Origin of the sequence: Terribacillus sp. JSM ZJ617 (genome assembly GCF_044383785.1) — a bacterium.
Taxonomy (GTDB): domain Bacteria; phylum Bacillota; class Bacilli; order Bacillales; family Amphibacillaceae; genus Terribacillus.
Map to the genome: position 1 here is coordinate 967089 of NZ_JBISEQ010000001.1, position 19647 is coordinate 986735.

Annotated in this window: 14 protein-coding genes; 11 read left to right on the plus strand and 3 right to left on the minus strand. The window is 45.1% G+C overall.

The window, feature by feature from the left end; all coding sequences use genetic code 11:
• The first annotated feature begins 37 nt into the window (after positions 1-37).
• From ACH6C1_RS04680 to ACH6C1_RS04690, 3 genes are all read left to right on the plus strand, one after another.
• A complete protein-coding gene (locus ACH6C1_RS04680; RefSeq protein WP_374075035.1) occupies positions 38-1453 on the plus strand; it encodes a murein hydrolase activator EnvC family protein in 1416 nt (471 codons plus the stop codon).
• Positions 1454-1600: 147 nt separating this feature from the next.
• Complete coding sequence (locus tag ACH6C1_RS04685) at positions 1601-3028, plus strand: S41 family peptidase (protein ID WP_374075567.1); 1428 nt, start codon at positions 1601-1603, stop codon at positions 3026-3028.
• A 112-nt stretch (positions 3029-3140) separates the two neighbouring features.
• Positions 3141-4337 carry a PDZ domain-containing protein gene (locus ACH6C1_RS04690; protein WP_374075037.1) on the plus strand — a complete coding sequence of 399 codons (1197 nt, stop codon included), beginning with the start codon at positions 3141-3143 and terminating at the stop codon, positions 4335-4337.
• Positions 4338-4419: 82 nt separating this feature from the next.
• On the opposite strand, the gene ACH6C1_RS04695 is transcribed toward ACH6C1_RS04690, so the two are convergent.
• On the minus strand, positions 4420-5235 hold the full coding sequence (locus ACH6C1_RS04695) for a lipid II flippase Amj family protein (protein ID WP_374075039.1): 816 nt from the start codon (positions 5233-5235) through the stop codon (positions 4420-4422).
• Between the two features lie 186 nt (positions 5236-5421).
• Here ACH6C1_RS04695 and ACH6C1_RS04700 point away from each other — a divergent pair, with 186 nt between their 5' ends.
• Positions 5422-6216 (plus strand): sporulation protein, encoded by a 795-nt coding sequence (locus ACH6C1_RS04700; RefSeq protein ID WP_374075042.1) that lies wholly within the window; start codon positions 5422-5424, stop codon positions 6214-6216.
• Positions 6217-6249: 33 nt separating this feature from the next.
• Here the strand turns inward: ACH6C1_RS04700 and ACH6C1_RS04705 are convergent, their stop codons facing one another.
• Positions 6250-9453, minus strand: a complete 3204-nt coding sequence (locus ACH6C1_RS04705; RefSeq protein WP_374075044.1) for a DEAD/DEAH box helicase — start codon at positions 9451-9453, stop codon at positions 6250-6252.
• Between the two features lie 115 nt (positions 9454-9568).
• Positions 9569-10063 carry a PTS sugar transporter subunit IIA gene (locus tag ACH6C1_RS04710; protein WP_374075047.1) on the minus strand — a complete coding sequence of 165 codons (495 nt, stop codon included), beginning with the start codon at positions 10061-10063 and terminating at the stop codon, positions 9569-9571.
• A 255-nt stretch (positions 10064-10318) separates the two neighbouring features.
• Between ACH6C1_RS04710 and ACH6C1_RS04715 the strand changes: the two genes are divergently transcribed.
• The 7 genes from ACH6C1_RS04715 to ACH6C1_RS04745 all read left to right on the plus strand — a co-directional run bounded on the left by ACH6C1_RS04715 (position 10319) and on the right by ACH6C1_RS04745 (position 19625).
• Positions 10319-11908 carry a peptide chain release factor 3 gene (locus tag ACH6C1_RS04715; protein ID WP_095224121.1) on the plus strand — a complete coding sequence of 530 codons (1590 nt, stop codon included), beginning with the start codon at positions 10319-10321 and terminating at the stop codon, positions 11906-11908.
• Positions 11909-12079: 171 nt separating this feature from the next.
• The gene (gene uvrB / locus ACH6C1_RS04720) at positions 12080-14068 is read left to right on the plus strand and encodes an excinuclease ABC subunit UvrB (protein WP_374075049.1); all 1989 of its coding nucleotides are present in this window, start codon (positions 12080-12082) and stop codon (positions 14066-14068) included.
• Positions 14069-14073: 5 nt separating this feature from the next.
• Positions 14074-16953 carry an excinuclease ABC subunit UvrA gene (gene uvrA / locus ACH6C1_RS04725; RefSeq protein ID WP_374075051.1) on the plus strand — a complete coding sequence of 960 codons (2880 nt, stop codon included), beginning with the start codon at positions 14074-14076 and terminating at the stop codon, positions 16951-16953.
• A 123-nt stretch (positions 16954-17076) separates the two neighbouring features.
• Complete coding sequence (locus tag ACH6C1_RS04730) at positions 17077-17424, plus strand: YojF family protein (RefSeq protein WP_095224118.1); 348 nt, start codon at positions 17077-17079, stop codon at positions 17422-17424.
• A gap of 15 nt (positions 17425-17439) precedes the next feature.
• Entirely contained in the window at positions 17440-18114 is a 675-nt protein-coding gene (bshB2, locus tag ACH6C1_RS04735; RefSeq protein WP_366247585.1) for a bacillithiol biosynthesis deacetylase BshB2, read from the plus strand.
• Between the two features lie 27 nt (positions 18115-18141).
• Positions 18142-19254 carry a DUF4097 family beta strand repeat-containing protein gene (locus ACH6C1_RS04740; RefSeq protein WP_374075054.1) on the plus strand — a complete coding sequence of 371 codons (1113 nt, stop codon included), beginning with the start codon at positions 18142-18144 and terminating at the stop codon, positions 19252-19254.
• Positions 19255-19268: 14 nt separating this feature from the next.
• Positions 19269-19625: a phage holin family protein gene (locus ACH6C1_RS04745; RefSeq protein ID WP_374075056.1), complete on the plus strand. Its 357-nt coding sequence runs from the start codon at positions 19269-19271 to the stop codon at positions 19623-19625.
• Positions 19626-19647 lie beyond the last annotated feature (22 nt).

Below are 19647 nucleotides of genomic sequence, written 5' to 3' on the forward strand. Positions count from 1 at the left end.
TATACGCTTTTAAAGGAAGAAAGGGAATGAGAGAAGAATGAAGAAGATGATCAAGCCTGTTCTTGTAGCTGTTCTAGCTACGGGAGCAATCCTACATACTCCAATTCACACGTTCGCGAAATCCTCATCTGATGTACAGAGTGAGATAGAGGATCTGCAAAAGCAGCAAGAGGAAAACAGCAATAAACAAAGCGAACTTGAAGGTCAAATCAATAACGCAGAATCTGAGCAGTCTGATAACCTTGCAGAGCAGGACAATCTGCTGGCGAAACTGGATGATTTGAACAACCAGATCGATAAAAATGAAAATGCTTTGAATGACAAAGAAGACGAAATCACTGAGACGAACGAAAAGATCGAAAAAATCTCTGGTGAAATTGTAGAAACGGAAGAAGACATCTACAAACGCGAAGATAAATTGTCTGACCGTTTAGTCAGCATTCAGCAAAACGGCGGAGACGTCCAGTACTTGCAAGTATTGATGGGCTCTAAAAACTTCGGTGACATGGTAAACCGTTTGAACGCAGTAACGACTATCATGGATTCTGATAAGGAGCTTTTGAACGGATACATCCAAGCGAAGCAGAAGCTTGAGGATCAAAAGCAGCAGCGCGAAGATGAAAAGCAAAACCTGCAGGATCAAAAAGATAAATTGGAAGATATCAAATCCGATTTGAAATCCCAAGCAAGCGAGCAAGAAGACTTGAAAAAGCAGCTTGAAGATGAATACGAAAGATTGGGTGAGCAAATTCTTTCTGCTGAAGAAGAGAAAGAGCTTGCAGCTAACCAAGCCGAAGCACTTCGTCTGGCACAGGAAAGTGCAGAATCAGAACAAGCTGATTTAGCAGCACAAGAGAAAGCAGCAGCAGAAGCGAAAGCAGCAGCGGCTGCTGCTAAGAAAGCGGCGGAGAGCAAGCAGGAGGCTTCTTCATCCAGCTCTAGCTCCAGCAGTTCTTCTAAGAGCAGCAGTTCAAGCAAATCCAGCAGTTCTAGCAGTTCTTCAAGTTCCAGCAGTTCATCCAGTTCTAAATCAGCACAAGCTGGCATCTTCTCTTGGCCTGCTGAAGGTCGCCTAAGCTCTGGCTTCGGTGTACGTAAAGATCCATTCGGTAGCGGTTCTACAGGCAACCACTACGGACAGGATATCGCTAATGCAACTGGCACGCCAGTTCATGCGGCAGCAAGCGGAGTAGTTTCTTTCAGTGCTACGATGAATGGCTATGGTAATGTTATTATCGTTACACATTCCATCAATGGACGCACGTACGACACACTTTATGCTCACCTAGACAGCCGAGGCGTATCGGTTGGTGAAAAAGTCTCCAGAGGACAGGAAATTGCGAAAATGGGTAACACTGGCGGATCAACTGGTTCCCACCTTCATTTCGAAATTCATGAAGGCAGATGGAACGGTGCGAAGAGTAACGCAGTGGACCCAATGAAATATTTCTAATACCAGAATTAAAAAAGGCATTCTCCATTAATGGAGGTGCCTTTTTCACATCAATTGCTTCTTTTAGTGATAAGATAGAGGGAGCTTAGCATAATAGTAGGATTAACGGATTGGACAAGTAAGAAAGGATGAGAGGCGAACGTGCAGATTAGAAAAGCGACATTCGTAATAGCGATTATTGTGGCATTGATTGTCGGGGCAGGCGGCAGCTATGCTTTTACATCATATGCAGGTAAGGAAGAGTCTGGTATCCAATCAGCTTCAGATGATTCGGGCAGTCTGACAGAGGTGGAAAATGCGTACGAGCTCATCAAAGATAATGCGTTGGCGAAACCAGATGCGCAGCAGCTGCAGGAGGGTGCAATCCAGGGGATGCTGGAAACATTGGATGATCCGTACAGTTCCTTCTTGGATGAAGAATCTTCTACACAGCTGAATCAGCAGCTGGAGTCTTCGTTTGAAGGTATTGGAGCTGAAGTTAGCATGGTGGATAAACAGGTGACAATTGTGGCGCCTATCAAGGATTCACCTGCAGAGGATGCTGGATTACGGCCGAACGACCAAGTGCTGGAAGTGGATGGAGATTCCTTACAGGGGCTTGATCTCCAGGAAGCAGTTAATAAAATTCGTGGTGAAAAAGGAACAACTGTAACGTTATCCGTTAAGAGACCTGGCGTTTCTGAAGAACTGAAAATTGATGTAACTCGGGATGAAATTCCAGTCGAAACGGTCTATGCGGATACAAAAGAAGTGAATGGCAAAAAAGCTGGTGTTTTAGAAATTACATCTTTCTCCGAGAGTACAGCAGATGAATTCAAAACGGCGCTGGATAAACTTGAGAAGGAAAATATCGATGGTTTGATCATCGATGTCCGCGGTAATCCAGGCGGAATTCTTACGACTGTAGAAGATATTCTGAAGAACTTTGTTCCAAGCGATAAGCCGTATTTACAGATTGAAGATAAGAATGGTGAAAAGCAAGAGTTTTATACCGATTTGAAAGAGAAGAAGGATTACCCAATCAATATTCTGATTGATGAAGGCAGTGCTTCTGCATCCGAAATACTTGCCGGTGCGATGAATCAAGCTGGCGGTTATGAGTTAATCGGAAAAACGACATTTGGTAAAGGTACTGTACAGCAAACTGTACCACTGGAAAATCAGTCTATGCTCAAACTGACTCTATACAAATGGCTGACGCCTAACGGAGATTGGATTCATGAAAAAGGTATCAAACCAACTCTTGAAGTTAATCAGCCAGAGTATTTCTACAGTTCACCAATCCAGTTGGATGAAAATGAAAAGCTGAAATTTAATGATAATAATGACAAGATCAAGAATCTGCAAATCATGCTGGACGGCCTCGGATTTGACCCGAGTCGTAAGGACGGTTATTTCAACGAAAAAACAGAAACAGCAGTCAAGCAATTCCAGCAGGATAATGATTTGCAGGCAACGGGAGAAGTGGATCAGGAAACAGCAGATCTGCTTCAAACGAAGATCATCGAGCAAGTTCGCGATGGCAAGCATGATAACCAAATGGACAAAGCGCTGCAGCAGCTCTTTAGTAATTGATACGAGGCCTCCCTTCATATGGGAGGCTTTTTCTATTGTCATAGGAAAACAAGAAATATCGTGTTAGAATAGACAATATACATAAGAGTTGGTTTATAGGGAGAGACACATAATGGTGAATGATTGGTTGACCGAACTGCTTTATGGGATCGGAAACTTCTTTTTGAATCCGCTGCTTTATTGGGCAGTGCTGCTGACTCTGTTCGTTTCCAACCGCAGAATCAGAAAAGAGCGGAACAATTTCGGTACGAAGGTATTTGGTTTTGGAAAAGAGTGGACAGGCACATGGGGTCTGTCGCTTGTTTTCGGACTATTGCTTACGGCTGTGAGTGTTGGAACAGGAATCGTAGTTGCGCCAGCAGTCGTTTTATTGATCAGCGCCGTAACGATTCTGCTGACGTTACTGCTTCGTTTCACATGGCTGTCATCCGCTTATATTTTCGGATTCAGTTTTCTGCTCGCTTTGGGCGCAGCGCCATATGCCGCTGACTATTTGCCGGCTGGATGGGCAGATGACCTTACAGGTCTTAATTGGATCAGCTTTGCGCTGATCATGAGTATCGTTATGGTTGCAGAAGCTGTGCTGCTGCTTACAATCAAAAGAGAGGATACGTTGCCCGAGCTTGTCAAGGGTCCTCGGGGACGCTGGATCGGCCAGCATCGTTTCCGTAAGCTATTGTTCATCCCTTTCTTCTTGTTAGTGCCAGCTGGCGCAATTGAACCGTTCGCTCCATGGTGGCCTTTCTTCCATCTAAACGGAACAAGCTACGGCCTGCTGTTAGTGCCGCTGCTGACTGGTATAGACGGTTTTGCCAAAGGCCGTCCAGCATTTATTGAGGCACGTAAGCAAGGGAAAATGGTCTTGCTGCTTGCGTTGCTTACCTTGGCAGTGAGTTTGACAAGTATATATTCCTATTACTTCGCGATCGCAGCTTTTGTCATCGCACTTATCGGCAGAGAGGCCATCACACTCTCCTTCCGGAACAAAGATCGCAAGCGCGCCATGTATTATACGGAGAGCAGCAATGGGATGTTTGTTCTTGGTGTCATTCCGGAAAGCCCAGCTGACAGACTCGGTCTGCTGCCGGGAGAGCGAATCGAAAAAGTGAACGGCGTTCGTGTAACGACCGAACGGGCATTTTATGAAGCAGTGCAATCCAACAGTCAATATTGCAAAATGGAAATCCGGGATGAACAAGGTGAAATACGGATTAAACAACGAGCGATGTATGAAGGCGAGCCGCATGAGCTTGGTATTATCTTTGTACAGGAACAGCATAAGAAGAAAGCTGTGCCTATCAGCAGTTAATGTCAAATTCGTCAATTAAAAAAGCCTACTTAACTGATTACAGTTAAGTAGGCTTTTTATTAGATTCAGATATGGATTACGCCTAGGCAATGAATTTAGTGAACCAAGCTATGTATTCTGCTCCCCATATAAAGAATACTTGAGCTAGTAACGTCCCCAACAGCCTGGACGTTACCATCATGAGCGACATACTTTTTAGTTTGTTATAGCTTCCTCTTTGATTCACGATATCGTCCGCCATGACAGATAACTTCGGATCAATAAAAACTACCAAAAGTATGGTTGCTAGTCCATTTATCAATCCTGATGCCATGATTGCTGTAGTCCCTCTATCTGGAACTAATAAAGCCGCATATAATGCAGCTAGCACCCCGATTGTATAGATTGCAGTAATAAGCATATTTACGAGGAAGAGCCTTATTGGAATATCTTTCACCTTCGTACCCCGTAAATAAGAAAACTTTGGAAGACTAAAATGCGTTATGCTGCGCTTTATGTAATGTAATGAAAAAATCCTTTTCATTAAAGAAGGGACAGATCCTTTTTCTTCTGATAAATGAATGATCGCTCTTGAAAATAGTGCGATGAACGTAGGAAGTAAGAGAATGCCTAATGCTGTTCCAACTGTTGATGCGCCAATAAGGAAACGGAATTGGGTCTCTACAAACTCCAGCGTATTTTCTTTTGGAGCAGAATCGATTAGACTTCCTAAGAATGGCTGCTGCATCGTATTCGACAATCTTGATACAATAACCATTATGTTAAAGAGAGACAGTGCCGAAGCAATCATTTTGACTCTTGCACCGGATAATCTTACAGCATAAGCGAGTGTTTCTATCGAGTGAATGATAAAAATGAACAAAGCGATAAACAGTAATTTTTCTGTGATGATCTCCATTTTGTTACCTTCTTTTTGTAAATTGGCTTTGTACTTGTATTAAACTATCAAGCCTTTAGATATAAGTACTAGTTTTGATAGTACCATAAAAAGTAAATTATTCCTTTTATTTTTTGATAAAGGAATAATTGAAACTATTTTCCACTCCGCGCGTATACAGTCTAACCAATAATATGAGGTGATTAGATGTCTATTTTCAATAAATTGATTGCTAGTGTTGGAATTGGTTCTGCTAAGGTGGATACAAAGATCAGGAATAATTATTTCGTTCAAGGAGAGATTCTGGATGGTATCGTTGAAATAAAGGGCGGCGTAACTGACCAAGAGATCGACTCTATCAATCTGAAGCTGATGACGGTGTATGGACATGAGGATAGCGATCGTCTGGCGCAGGCAGTTGTCTACACGCATAAGGTTAATGAGCCGTTCATTATCTCAAAAGGGGAAAGAAAGGAGATTCCATTTTCTTTTCGAATTCCTTTGGATACACCGATTACGATGCAGGATCCTAAGACATTCAAGAATGTACCGCCGGTTTGGATCGATACGGATGTGGATGTGAAGAATGCAGTCGATTTAAGTGACATAGATCATATATCCATTGAGCCGACAGAAGTACATGAAAATATCATCGATGCAATAAAGGTAATTGGATTCAGATTCAGACAGATGGAGAATCAGAAGCCCCCATACGGAATCAAGATAGCCAGACCGTATATCCAGCAGTACGAATTCATTCCTACCCATGGAAGATACTTAAAGAAACTCGATGAACTAGAGGTTTATATCCTGCAGGGTGAGTATGAGACGACGATTTACTTTGAAATAGATAAGCGAAGCAGAGGCGTATTTTCTTCATTAATGGAGAACTTGAATTTAGACGAGCATAGGGGAAGTGTTTCGTTTAAGAATGAAGAAATCTTAAATAACAGAAGTCTGGTAAGTGATAAGTTCGATGAGATAATCGAATCTGTATTATAAAAAAAGGAGCAAGCCACATGGCTTGCTCCTTCCTTATTCTACCTGCATGGATAGCAGGCTGCGTATTTCTTCTTCTGAAAGTGTGTTAAGCATCGTTTCACCAGGCTGGATGATTTGATCGACAAGCGCTCGTTTACGCTGCTGTAACTCAAATATTCGTTCCTCGATCGTTCCGCGTGTAAGCAGGCGAATCACCTGAACGACATTTTTCTGTCCGATACGGTGTGCCCTTCCAGCAGCTTGCTCTTCCACAGCTGGATTCCACCATAAGTCAAAGAGGATAACGGTGTCAGCACCTGTCAGATTCAGTCCTGTTCCCCCGGCTTTCAAGCTGATCAGGAAGCCGTCTTTTTCTCCTTCGTTGAACGCTTCTGCCATCTGCATTCTTTCCTTGGCGGGTGTACTGCCATCCAGATAGAAGACGTCCGTTTCATCCAGTGCCTGCTGGATAATTCCCAGCATGCTGGCGAACTGGGAGAAAATCAAGAATCGTTTATTGCTTTGCTTCAGTTCTTGGATAACCTCGAGCAGCTGCTCCAGTTTACCTGATTGGCCGCTGTAGTTCTCAATGAACAAAGATGGGTGACAGCAGATTTGGCGCAGTCGTGTCAGTCCTGCAAGTATTTCGAGTTTACCGCGATCGAAACCTTTCTCTGCAATCGTCTGATCGATCTTCCTGCGTATCCGCTCCAGATAGGCGACATACACTTCTTTTTGTTCCTGCGTAAGATCTGAATAGTTCGTTGTCTCGATCTTTTCAGGAAGCTCGTGCAGTACGTCCGTTTTTACTCGTCTTAGGATGAATGGGCGCGTCATCCGGGCGATCTTTTCCGGTTCCAAATCTGTGAATGACCTCCGGCTTCGGAATAGACCAGGTGAGATTGTGTGGAAAATCGACCACAGCTCCTCAAGCCTATTTTCGATTGGGGTGCCACTCAGTGCAAATCGTTTACCAGCTTGGATCAGTCCGACGGCTTTGGCAGTTTGCGTTGCATGGTTTTTGATTGCCTGCGCTTCATCCAGGATCAGACTATCGAATACATGCCCAGCATACACATGATGATCAATCCGCAATAAAGGATAAGACGTGATGATAATATCATGCTCTTCCAGCTGGGAAAGCTGTTCCTGCCGTTCTGCTGCCGAGCCTGAAATAACTAGTGTACGCATGCTTGGAGCAAATTTCTCAAATTCCTTCTGCCAGTTATAGAGCAGAGAGGAAGGTACGACGATCAGAGCAGGACGTGCAGCTGGGTTAGCTTCTCGTTCTGATGTGAGATAGGTAATCGTCTGCAGTGTTTTCCCAAGTCCCATATCATCTGCCAGAATACCGCCGAGTCCGTAATAAGCTAGTGTTTTCATCCATTTGAAGCCAGTCAGCTGATAATCCCGCAGTGTTGCCTGCAGTCCAGATGGCAAGTCAAACTCGATTTGTTCCGGATGGCGAAGCCGCTCAATCAGTGTCTGGAATGCGGCTTCCATTTCAGCTCCGCGTAAGGACTCTTCTACTTGCATACTTTGAGCAATCGGTACGAAAATATGCTGATTATTCAGCTGGTTCTTTTTGATTTGCATCTGTTCAAGGAAGTCCTGGAAGTTCTCCATGGATTCCTGCTCCAGATCGAGCAATGCACCATCTGGGATACGGTAATATCTTTTCTTCTCTACCATTGCCTGCAGGACATTGCTAATATGTGCCTCTGATAAACCGGACACATCAAAGCTGATTTCAAGCATCCCTTTTTCCTGCTGCAGTCTGACGGAAGAGGAAACCTCATGCTGATCATCGGCTTGCATCGCTTGCACCCGGCTGGAAATATACACTTCAGCCACTTCTTGTAAAGCGGGCAGATGCTCATGAAGGAACACATACATATACTCTACATTGAGCAAGTGGAAACGGCCTTTGGAAAAGCGGAATCCAGCAGCATGCAATTGCTGCAGGACTTTATCTTCCTTAGCGGGCTGACGTTTGATGACAGGCATGTCTGCCTGCTGTTCTCCTGGCTGGATGACGTGATCTCCATAATGGAAAGATACACTGGCATGCAGTACATCATCCGTCTCATCCAAAAAGACTTTTGCAACAAGGGGAGCCATTTCGACTTTGCTCCGGACTGTTTCAGCAACATGCACATGTCCGATCTGTTCCAGCTTGCCAACAACCTGCGACACAAAACGGTCAACGTTCTTATCCGATACAGTCTGAGGTGTATCATGGCGATAAGGAAGGATGGCGAACAGTTCCTTGACCAATTCCCGCTGGTCGGGAGGTACAGGATATAGCGTGTCATCCTTGACTAGGTAATGGTAGTTTTTGATATATTCATATGCTGCGATATCCTGTACTCCTAGCTGCAGCATGTCGTCTTCATCCGTTGAAAGATAGAAGTCCAACCGTGCTGGCTGACTGCTCACCTGAAATGTATCCATCGGTTCAGTATGCAGCAAATGGAGTGAGGCACCTGCATCTGCAAGCTGTGGCAGCAAAGTCTTGGCTAGTGAAGGCGTCAGCTTGATCGCACGTTTTTCCGACTGAAGGGAAGAAGCTGTGAAATCATGAATCATACTGTTCTCACAAGCTTCCAGCAATCGCTCCAGGATAGCTTTGTCCTCGGGTGTAACAATATGTACACCAGGATCGAATGCAAAACTCGGCGTCAGCTGATAGCGGGTTTGATGCAGCACACTTCGGAGAAAGTCCTCAGCTAGGCGCACGATGTAGGTGCGGGCTGTACCTGCCTTCAGTTCGACCTCGAAGACCGTGTTACCGTTGGTTTGCATAAAGCGCTGTTCGACCTTATATTCCAGCTTCAAAGTTTCCGGAGGCTTTGATGTCAGTCGTTCGGAAGGAGATACGAATGCTTGTACAAGCCGATCCGTGAAATCAGTTTGACGGGCAGCTGTCGGTGCAGCTGTTTCTTCGGTAACTGTGTATCCATTGCTGTCAAACCGGTTTCGGCTGACCGCGATCAAAACAGCAGCGATATGCTTGCATGTATAATGGGTGTGATAGGCGGGGCAGCTGCACACACCATCAAGATCGTCGTCCTCAAAGAAGAAAATCCGTACAGGATAGTTTTCGGTGCCGCGGACAACAGCCTTCCATTGGTTGATGGATGGCGTGAAGCTCAGACCTTGCACACGCCCTTTATTGACATACTCCAATCCTCTTCGGTAGAATCGATCGCCTGTCACTTTGATGATATCTTGTTTGTCGAGAAAATAAGATTGCATGAAAGCCCAGTCTCCAGTCTAAAAAAATCATTATCTTATCATTATAACAGATATAGCTATAGCCTTCCCTAATAGGGCAAAATAAAAAACGACAGCACATGGCTGCCGTTTCAATTTATTTCTTCTTGACTTGGAATATCTGAGTTTCTCCAGCGATAGCTTGTTCCGGGTAGAGTGCTTCCAATGTGTACTCGCTTGCTTCGTAGTTGGTGACGATCACCGGGGTGATGCTGCTTTTCGCATTTGCCTCGATGTATGCTTTTTCGAAGGTGACGAGCTTATCGCCAGCAGAGACTTTATCGCCTGCTTTGACAAAAGTCTCAAAGCCTTCTCCCTTCAGATTGACAGTATCCAGACCGATATGAAGGAGCAGTTCCAACCCCATTTGTGTTTTCAAGCCGATGGCATGCTTTGTTTCAAACACTTGAACGACTTCTGCATCAATAGGACTGACAATTGTCTCATCTGTCGGTTCAATAGCGATACCGTCTCCCATCATCTTTTCGGCAAACACTGGATCAGGTACTTCCTCAAGCGGGACCACTCTGCCATTGACAGGGCTTACAAAACTTTCTTCCGTAATATTCTTACCGAATAGTTTCTTTAGCATATTATGTCTCTCCTCGGGATAGATCGATATTTTGATGAAAATCTTATTACTATCATATTAAAGCGTTTTCTCCTTGTGGGTCAATGAAAAACATCCAGTCAGTTGGATATTGCCTAAAAGCGCTAACATTAGGTATAGTAGAGAAAGACTGATTTTTGGAGCGGAAATGAGGTTTGACGCAGTGTGATATAAGAAATCAAATCACAAAGACAATCAGGCTATACGAATGATAATAGAACGGTAGGTAATGAACCGATGCAAATAAAACAAGAAGTACAGAAGCGTAAGACTTTCGCCATCATCTCCCACCCGGATGCCGGGAAGACGACAATGACTGAGAAATTGCTCGTATTCGGGAATTTGATTCGTACTGCAGGTACGGTAAAAGGAAAGAAATCAGGCAAATTCGCAACATCTGACTGGATGGAAATCGAAAAGCAGCGTGGAATTTCTGTTACATCATCTGTAATGAATTTCCCATATAAAGATTATCAAGTGAATATCCTGGATACACCAGGACACGAAGATTTCAGTGAAGATACGTACCGGACGCTGACGGCTGTGGATAGTGTTGTCATGATCATCGATGCGACAAAAGGGATTGAAGCACAGACATTGAAGCTTTTCAAAGTGTGTCGTATGCGCGGTATTCCAATCTTCACTTTCATTAACAAGCTTGACCGGGAAGGACGGGAGCCGCTGGAGCTATTGGAGGAAATTGAAAGTGTATTGGATATCGAGACATATCCAATGAACTGGCCAGCAGGAATGGGCAAGCGTTTCCTAGGTATTTTCGATAGATACAACAAGCAATTTGTCCGCTTTAATGGAAATGAAGAAGAATCATTCATTCCTTACGATGAGCTGGACGATCCGGCGTATGCCGATTTAACAGGCAATTCCACTTTTGAGGATACGAAAGGTGAACTGGAGCTTTTAGAGGAAGCCGGCGACCAATTCTCATTGGATCGTGTGCTTGCTGGTAAGCAGACACCAGTTTTCTTTGGGAGTGCACTTGCACCATTCGGGGTACAGACTTTCTTTGATACATTCGTTAATCTTGCACCTGCGCCAGGCAGCCGTCGCACGACAGAAGGTATCGTGTCTCCCGAGAAAGAAGAGTTCTCTGGATTCATCTTCAAGATTCAGGCAAACATGAACCCGGCTCACCGTGACCGGATTGCTTTCCTGCGGGTCTGCTCAGGTAAATTCGAGCGTGGTATGAGCGTCAATTTAGCTCGTTCAGCTAAGCCGATCAAGCTTTCCCAGTCACAGCAATTCGTCGCGTCATCACGTGATACAGTCGAAGAAGCTTATGCCGGCGATATTATCGGTATTTACGATCCGAACATCTACCGAATCGGGGACACACTCGTCGAAGGCAAAGCGAATTTTGAATTTGATGAGCTGCCGCAATTCCCGCCGGAAGTGTTCAAGAAAGTTACCGCCAAAAACGTTATGAAAGCCAAGCAGTTCCAGAAAGGAATCGAGCAGCTTGTTCAAGAAGGAGCAATCCAGCTGTTCCGCGGTAAACGCGACAACAGCTATATCTTAGGTGCAGTCGGAGAGCTTCAGTACGAAGTATTCGAATATCGAATGAAAAACGAGTATAATGTAGAAGTGGTATTGGAATCGATGGGAGAACGCATTCCTCGCTGGCTGAAAGCCGAGCAAGTGGATGAACGCCTATTCGACGAGCGCAGTCTGCTCGCACAGGATCGCGAAGGGGATTACTTGGCATTGTTCAAGAACGATTTCGCCCTCCGCTGGTTCACGGATAAAAATCCGAAAGTCGATTTGATTGATCTATTCGAGGTCAACCAATACGACCAAGCTTCTAACTAATAATAAAGCCGTCAAATTTTGGCGGCTTTTTGCTATCTATTTGTTTATGTTTCGTATATTAGGTAAACATCTATACTAGCAGGTATGTGGAATTTTAAACGAATGTTTGTTCGTATTTTTATATATTTTATGCTATGATAAAAATAGCAAACAGAACGGAGGAATTTGGCATTGAAGGAAAAGGAAACGTTTGAATTAGTATCTAAATACAGCCCTCAAGGTGACCAGCCGAGAGCAATTGACCGTCTTGTGGACGGTATCCATCAGAAAAAGCGGCATCAGACATTGCTAGGTGCGACGGGTACCGGTAAGACGTTCACTATTTCAAATATGGTGAAGGAAATTAATCGCCCAACCCTTGTCATTGCCCATAACAAGACATTGGCGGGTCAGCTGTACAGTGAGTTCAAGGAATTTTTCCCGAACAATGCAGTTGAATATTTCGTCAGTTATTATGATTATTATCAGCCAGAAGCATACGTACCGCAAACTGATACCTTCATCGAGAAGGACGCAAGCATCAATGATGAAATCGATAAACTGCGCCACTCTGCTACATCTGCTCTTTTCGAACGCAATGATGTGCTGATTGTGGCAAGTGTGTCCTGTATCTATGGTTTAGGTTCCCCGGAGGAATATAAGAGCCAGGTGCTGTCTGTTCGCGTCGGCATGGAGAAAGATCGGGATGAGCTGCTTCGTAATCTAGTTGACATCCAGTATGCACGAAATGATATCGACTTCCAGCGCGGAACCTTCCGAGTACGCGGCGATTCTGTCGAGGTCATCCCGGCTTCCAAAGAAGAGCATTGTATCCGTTTTGAGTTCTTTGGTGACGAAATCGACCGGATCCGTGAAGTAGATGCGCTGACAGGCGAAATCATCGGCGACCGTGAACATGTCGCGATTTTCCCTGCATCCCACTTCGTAACCCGCGAAGAAAATCTTAAAAAAGCTATCGTTAATATAGAGAAAGAGCTCAAGGATCAGCTGGCTGTATTCAAGGAGCAAGGCAAACTGCTGGAAGCGCAGCGTCTTGAGCAGCGTACAAACTACGATTTGGAAATGATGCGGGAAATGGGCTTTTGTTCGGGTATTGAAAACTACTCAGCTCAGCTTACCTTCCGTGAACGTGGTGCTACGCCGTATACACTATTGGACTTCTTCCCGGACGACTTCCTTGTCGTCGTCGATGAGTCCCATGTTACGCTGCCGCAGATAAGGGGAATGTTCAATGGAGACCAAGCGCGTAAAAAGGTGCTTGTAGACCACGGCTTCCGTCTGCCATCTGCAATGGATAACCGGCCGCTCACATTCGATGAATTCGAGAAGAAGACAGAACAGCTCGTCTATGTCTCCGCAACACCGGGACCTTATGAAATCGAACATACACCGGAGATGGTCGAGCAGATCATCCGGCCGACAGGATTGCTTGATCCGGAAATCGATATCCGTCCGATTGAGGGACAGATTGATGATATTATCAGTGAAATTTACAAACGTACCGAAAAGAATGAGCGAGTATTAATCACGACACTCACGAAGAAAATGTCTGAGGATTTAACCGACTATTTGAAGGATATCGGTATTAAAGTCGCTTATTTGCATTCAGAAATCAAAACGCTGGAACGGATTGAAGTCATCCGGGATTTGCGCGTTGGGAAGTATGATGTACTTATCGGAATCAACTTGCTTCGAGAGGGCTTGGATATTCCGGAAGTTTCCCTAGTGGCTATCCTTGATGCGGATAAGGAAGGATTCCTGCGATCAGAGCGTTCGTTAATTCAGACAATGGGCCGGGCAGCTCGTAATGAGAACGGGCATGTCATTATGTATGCAGATAAAATTACTGATAGCATGCAAAAAGCAATGGATGAGACGGCACGACGCCGTGAAATCCAAATCGCTTACAATAAAGAGCATGGCATCACACCGCGGACGATTCAGAAGGAAGTACGGGATGTCATCAAAGCTACAATTAGTTCCGAAGAGTCCGGAACAAATAAGAAAGATACACCGGATTTGACGAAGCTGACGAAGAAAGAAAAAGAACAAGTCATAGCCAAGATGGAAAAAGAAATGAAACAGGCTGCACGCGACCTCAATTTCGAACGCGCTGCCGAGCTTCGTGATCTTGTATTGGAACTTAAAGTGGAAGGGTGAAGAAAGTGGCGAAGAAAAATATTTCTGTCAGAGGCGCCCGCGCCAATAACTTAAAAAATATCGATGTTGATATACCAAAGGATAGTCTAGTCGTATTGACTGGACTGTCAGGTTCAGGAAAATCCTCGCTCGCTTTTGATACCATTTACGCAGAAGGACAGCGTCGTTATGTGGAATCTTTATCTGCATATGCCCGCCAGTTCCTTGGTCAGATGGACAAGCCCGATGTGGATTCAATCGAAGGCTTGTCGCCAGCTATCAGTATCGATCAGAAAACGACAAGTAAGAACCCGCGCTCTACAGTCGGGACCGTTACGGAAATCTATGATTACCTGCGTCTTCTGTATGCCAGAGTAGGACGTCCGACTTGCCCGAGGCATGGTATTGAAATCAGCTCTCAAACAGTGGAACAGATGGCCGATCGTATTTTGGAATTCCCAGAGCGTTCTCGATTGCAGGTACTTGCACCTGTAATTTCCGGCAAGAAAGGTGAGCATGTGAAGGTGCTCGAAAAGCTTAAAGCGGAAGGCTATATCCGTCTTCGTGTTGATGGAGAAATGATGGAGATTCATGATGACATCAAGCTGGAGAAAACAAAGAAACACTCTATTGAGGTTGTTGTCGATCGTATTGTCATAAAAGAAGGTGTTATTGGTCGTTTGACAGATTCCTTGGAAACGGCACTTGCACTAGGAGACGGAAAAGTCATCGTGGACGTGATGGATGTCGAGGAGCTGCTTTTCAGTGAGCATCATGCTTGCCCGATTTGCGGATTCTCTATAGGAGAACTGGAGCCTCGCATGTTTTCTTTCAACAATCCTTTTGGTGCGTGCTCGTCCTGCGACGGACTTGGTACGAAATTAGAGGTCGATCCCGATCTTGTCATCCCGAATAAGGATTTGACACTGCGCGAGGGAGCCATTGCTGCATGGGAACCGACTAGCTCCCAATACTATCCGAAGCTTCTGGAAGCTGCCTGCAGCCATTTTGGCATCGATATGGATGTACCAGTGAACAAACTGCCGGAGGGACAGCTTGATATCCTGATGAACGGTAAGAAAAAGGACAAGATCCACTTCCGCTATGAAAATGATTTTGGCCGTGTCAGAGAAAGCAATATCGAGTTCGAAGGTGTTCTGACTAATATTGCGCGGAGGTATCGGGAAACAACATCGGATTTCATCCGCGAACAGATGGAAAAGTATATGAACAACCGACCGTGTCCGAAATGTAAAGGTCACCGCCTGCGTGAGGAATCGCTTGCGGTTCTTATCAACGGACATCATATCAGCAATGTTACAGCCAAATCCGTCATTGAAGTGAAGCATTTCATGGAGGACCTTGAACTGAACGAGAAGGAAAGGCAGATTGCCTTCATGATCACCAAGGAGATAATAGACAGGATCACATTCCTGAATAATGTCGGCTTGGATTATTTGACGCTTTCCCGTTCGGCGGGCACATTGTCTGGCGGAGAAGCGCAGCGTATCCGTCTTGCTACACAGATTGGATCAGCTTTAACTGGTGTCTTGTATGTACTGGATGAACCTTCCATCGGACTGCATCAGCGTGATAACGACAGACTGATTGAAACGATGAAACGAATGCGTGATCTTGGCAATACGCTTGTCGTAGTTGAGCATGATGAGGACACGATGATGGAAGCGGACTGGCTAATTGATGTCGGACCTGGTGCTGGTGAACATGGCGGGCAAATCACGAGTCAGGGAACACCAGCAAAGGTGATGAAAGATAAAAAATCCCTTACTGGACAATATTTATCTGGGAAGAAATTCATTCCGCTGCCTTTTGAACGACGCAGTCCGGATATGGAGCGTTCCATTGAAATCATCGGAGCAGAAGAAAATAACTTGAAGAAAGCATCTGCCAAGATTCCGCTTGGTTTGTTCACAGCGGTGACAGGTGTTTCTGGATCCGGTAAAAGTACATTCGTCAATGAGATCCTGCACAAAACCCTGGCACAAAAGCTTAACCGGAGCAAAATAAAGCCTGGTAAACACAAAGAAATTAAAGGATTGGAGCATCTGGACAAGGTAATCGATATTGACCAGTCTCCAATCGGGCGGACTCCTCGCTCGAACCCGGCTACGTATACCGGTGCTTTCGACGATATCCGTGATGTGTATGCCAGCACGAATGCTGCAAAGGTTCGCGGCTATAAAAAAGGCCGTTTCAGCTTTAACGTGAAGGGCGGGCGGTGTGAAGCTTGCCGCGGTGATGGAATCATCAAGATTGAGATGCATTTCCTTCCAGATGTTTATGTGCCATGTGAGGTTTGTCACGGTAAACGATATAATCGTGAAACACTTGAAATCAAATATAAAGGTAAAAGTATTGCAGATGTACTGGATATGACGATTGAAGAGGGATTGGAGTTCTTTGCCAACATCCCGAAAATCAAGCGTAAATTACAGACGATATCTGATGTGGGTCTTGGCTATGTAAAACTGGGACAGCCTGCTACGACATTATCCGGCGGTGAGGCGCAGCGCGTGAAGCTTGCCAGTGAATTGCATAAACGCAGTAATGGGAAGACATTCTATATTCTGGATGAGCCGACAACCGGCTTGCATGTAGATGATATTTCCCGATTGCTGAAGGTGCTTGAGCGTATTGTGGAAAATGGGGATACCGTCCTTGTTATCGAACATAACCTCGATGTTATCAAAACAGCTGACTACCTTATCGACTTAGGTCCTGAAGGCGGGGATCGAGGCGGAGAGATTGTAGCGACTGGTACACCGGAAGAAGTGGCAGAGGTGCCTGCATCCTACACAGGGAAGTACTTGAAGCCGATTCTTGAGCGTGACCGCGAACGTACGACTAGCCAGATAGAGTATGCAACGCATGTTGCGGAACGCTAAAAAGATACAGCGTGGCTTTTGCCCGCTGTATCTTTTTACATAGGAAAACGTCAAGATGAGCATTACAGTGGAATTTGTAGTAAAATATTTGTTTAGATATAGCTTTGGAAGGAGCGACTTACGGTGAAGCCGATTGATTTGAATGAAGTGCAAGAACAAATAGATGCATTTGCTGGAAAAAAAGTGTTTATACATCTGGAAACGACAAATGGTGCATATGCTAATCATGTAAACGAAAAAGCGTACAATGTTGGTGCTTTTATCCGGAATGCACAGATGACTTATGAGCATGGCAAGATAAAAGGTGCTGGAACGGCCTATCGCGTTGGATTGAAAACAGACAATGGCTGGGTTTACGCAGAAGGACTGAATGCCTGGGAATTGGATGATAAGAATCGTCTGCTCATGGCTGGTCATGATCGGGAAGGCCGATTGATGGTTTCATTGGAAATAAGCGAGACAGCGTTCTAAGGAGGAGCAATAATCATGGAAAAACACGTAGTAGTCATCTTCCCGCATCCGGACGACGAAGCTTTCGGAGCTGCTGGTACAATTGCTAAGTTCAGACAGGAGGGTGTGCCGGTTACATACTTGTGCGGTACGCTGGGAGAAATGGGACGCAATATGGGTAATCCAACCTTTGCGACTCGTGAGTCTTTACCTGAGATTCGGAAGAAGGAATTGCAAGATGCTTGCAAGGTGATGGATGTGGAACTGCAGATGCTCGGTTACCGGGATAAAGTGCTGGAATTCGAGGATCTTTCGAAAGTCAGTGATCATTTGAAAGAGCTGCTTGAGAAAATCAAACCGACACTTGTAATCACGCATTATCCGGAGTATGCAGTTCACCCGGATCATAATGCACTTGGTGCAGCTGCAATCGATGCTGTGTCACGGATGGAGGAAAGCACCCGTCCGAAAGTTTGGGCGCAGGCGTTTATGCGCGGATACCAGGAGATCTTAGGAAAACCTGACGTCGTACAGGATATCCGTCCTTTTGTAAAAACGAAAGTGAAGACGATTCTTTGCCATAAATCCCAAGCGCAAGGTGTGCTTGGTAATGTTACTGGAGCAGAACTTACAGAAGAGAACATGGAAGCCATCGCACTGGAACATTTCAAAGAGGAAACATTCTATACTTGGAACTTCGAAAACATATAATCCGTATATGTGAAAAGGAGGCTATGTATGAGAACAGAGAGAAAGAGAATTCTGAAACAACTGGAAGAGGGGAAGCTCACAGCCGAGGAAGCAGAACTGCAGCTTGCGGCTCTGGATGAGCGGGCCTTTGGTGCTGTACAGGAGCAGGATACGAACGAAGAGAAGGAACTGGTAGTCCAAGAGCTTGTGACGGCAGGGGAAGAATCTAAAGCACAGCGCACTGGCGGCAAAACAGCTAAGAAAAAGAATGTTGGGCCGAAAGTGCTGCAATATGTGCAGCAGGCTTTCAGTAAGATAAAAAATGCAGACCTTGATCTGAATTTCGGTGATCATTATACAGTGGAGCATATTTTTCAGGCTGATGAGACATTCGCAAAATTGGAGCTGAAAATCTATAATGGCTCCATTACGGTCAAGAGCTGGAATGAGCCTTTGGCACGGCTGGAGACGAAAGCGAAGGTCTATCAGGAGGAAGATGAGCAAGCAGCAAGGAAACGGTTCACTGATAAAGCATATTTCGCTATTGCAGATGGCAAACTGCAGTTTTCCCTGCAGGATAAACGAATCAAACCTGAAATTACATTGTACGTTCCGGAAGCTGTATATGAGGAATGTATCGTAAAGACCTTCAATGGCACGATTCGTGTAGATTCCATTAGCAGCACGAACATATATTGCAAAACGACGAATGGAAGCATCGATCTGCAAGGAGGAGGCGGTTCAATCGTCAGTGCAGAAACCTCCAATGGCAGCATCAAGCTGAAGCAGGTGACAGCAAAGGATCTTCTATGTGAGTCCGTTAACGGCTCGCTTCGACTGGAAGGAAGCTTCCGCAAGCTCGATGCCCAAACGTTCAATGGCAGCATCCATTGCGAGTGGCATAATGAAGATCCTGACAGTGCCTTCTTCAAGGCTGCTAATGGGAGTATCCGCTTGAAATCTTTAGCGGCTATCCCGCTTAACGGAAGGATTACGACAAATATCGGATCCCTGCATTGTGATTTGGATGAATATATCGTCATTGATGAATCGAAGGAAGTTGTCAAAAAGGCTCTCAAATTCGAAACGCATCCAGCTGCAACGGAGAAGCTCCACCTGGAAGCGAACACGAAGACAGGTTCTGTCTGGGTCCTTCCGTAACATGGAGATAGCTTATGCTTAGATGGATTTTGACTCTATTGCTGAACAGCGTGTCACTGGTTATCGTCAGCTATATATTCGATTCTTTTTATCTAGAGGGATTTGGTACCGCCATCCTGGCAAGCTTCATTTTGTCGGTGCTTAATCTCCTAGTGCGGCCAGTGCTGATCGTGTTGACGCTGCCGTTGACTGCATTGACATTTGGATTGTTTTTGTTTGTTATCAATGCAGTAACCTTAATGATCACACAAGGTCTCATTGGAGAGACTTTCATAATCGAGGGATTTGGTACAGCGATCATTGCGGCAATCATTCTTGCATTGCTGAACCTTATCCTGAATTGGCTCATCCGTGATCGGATTACAAACTGAAGGAAGCTCTGCGGCAATAGCT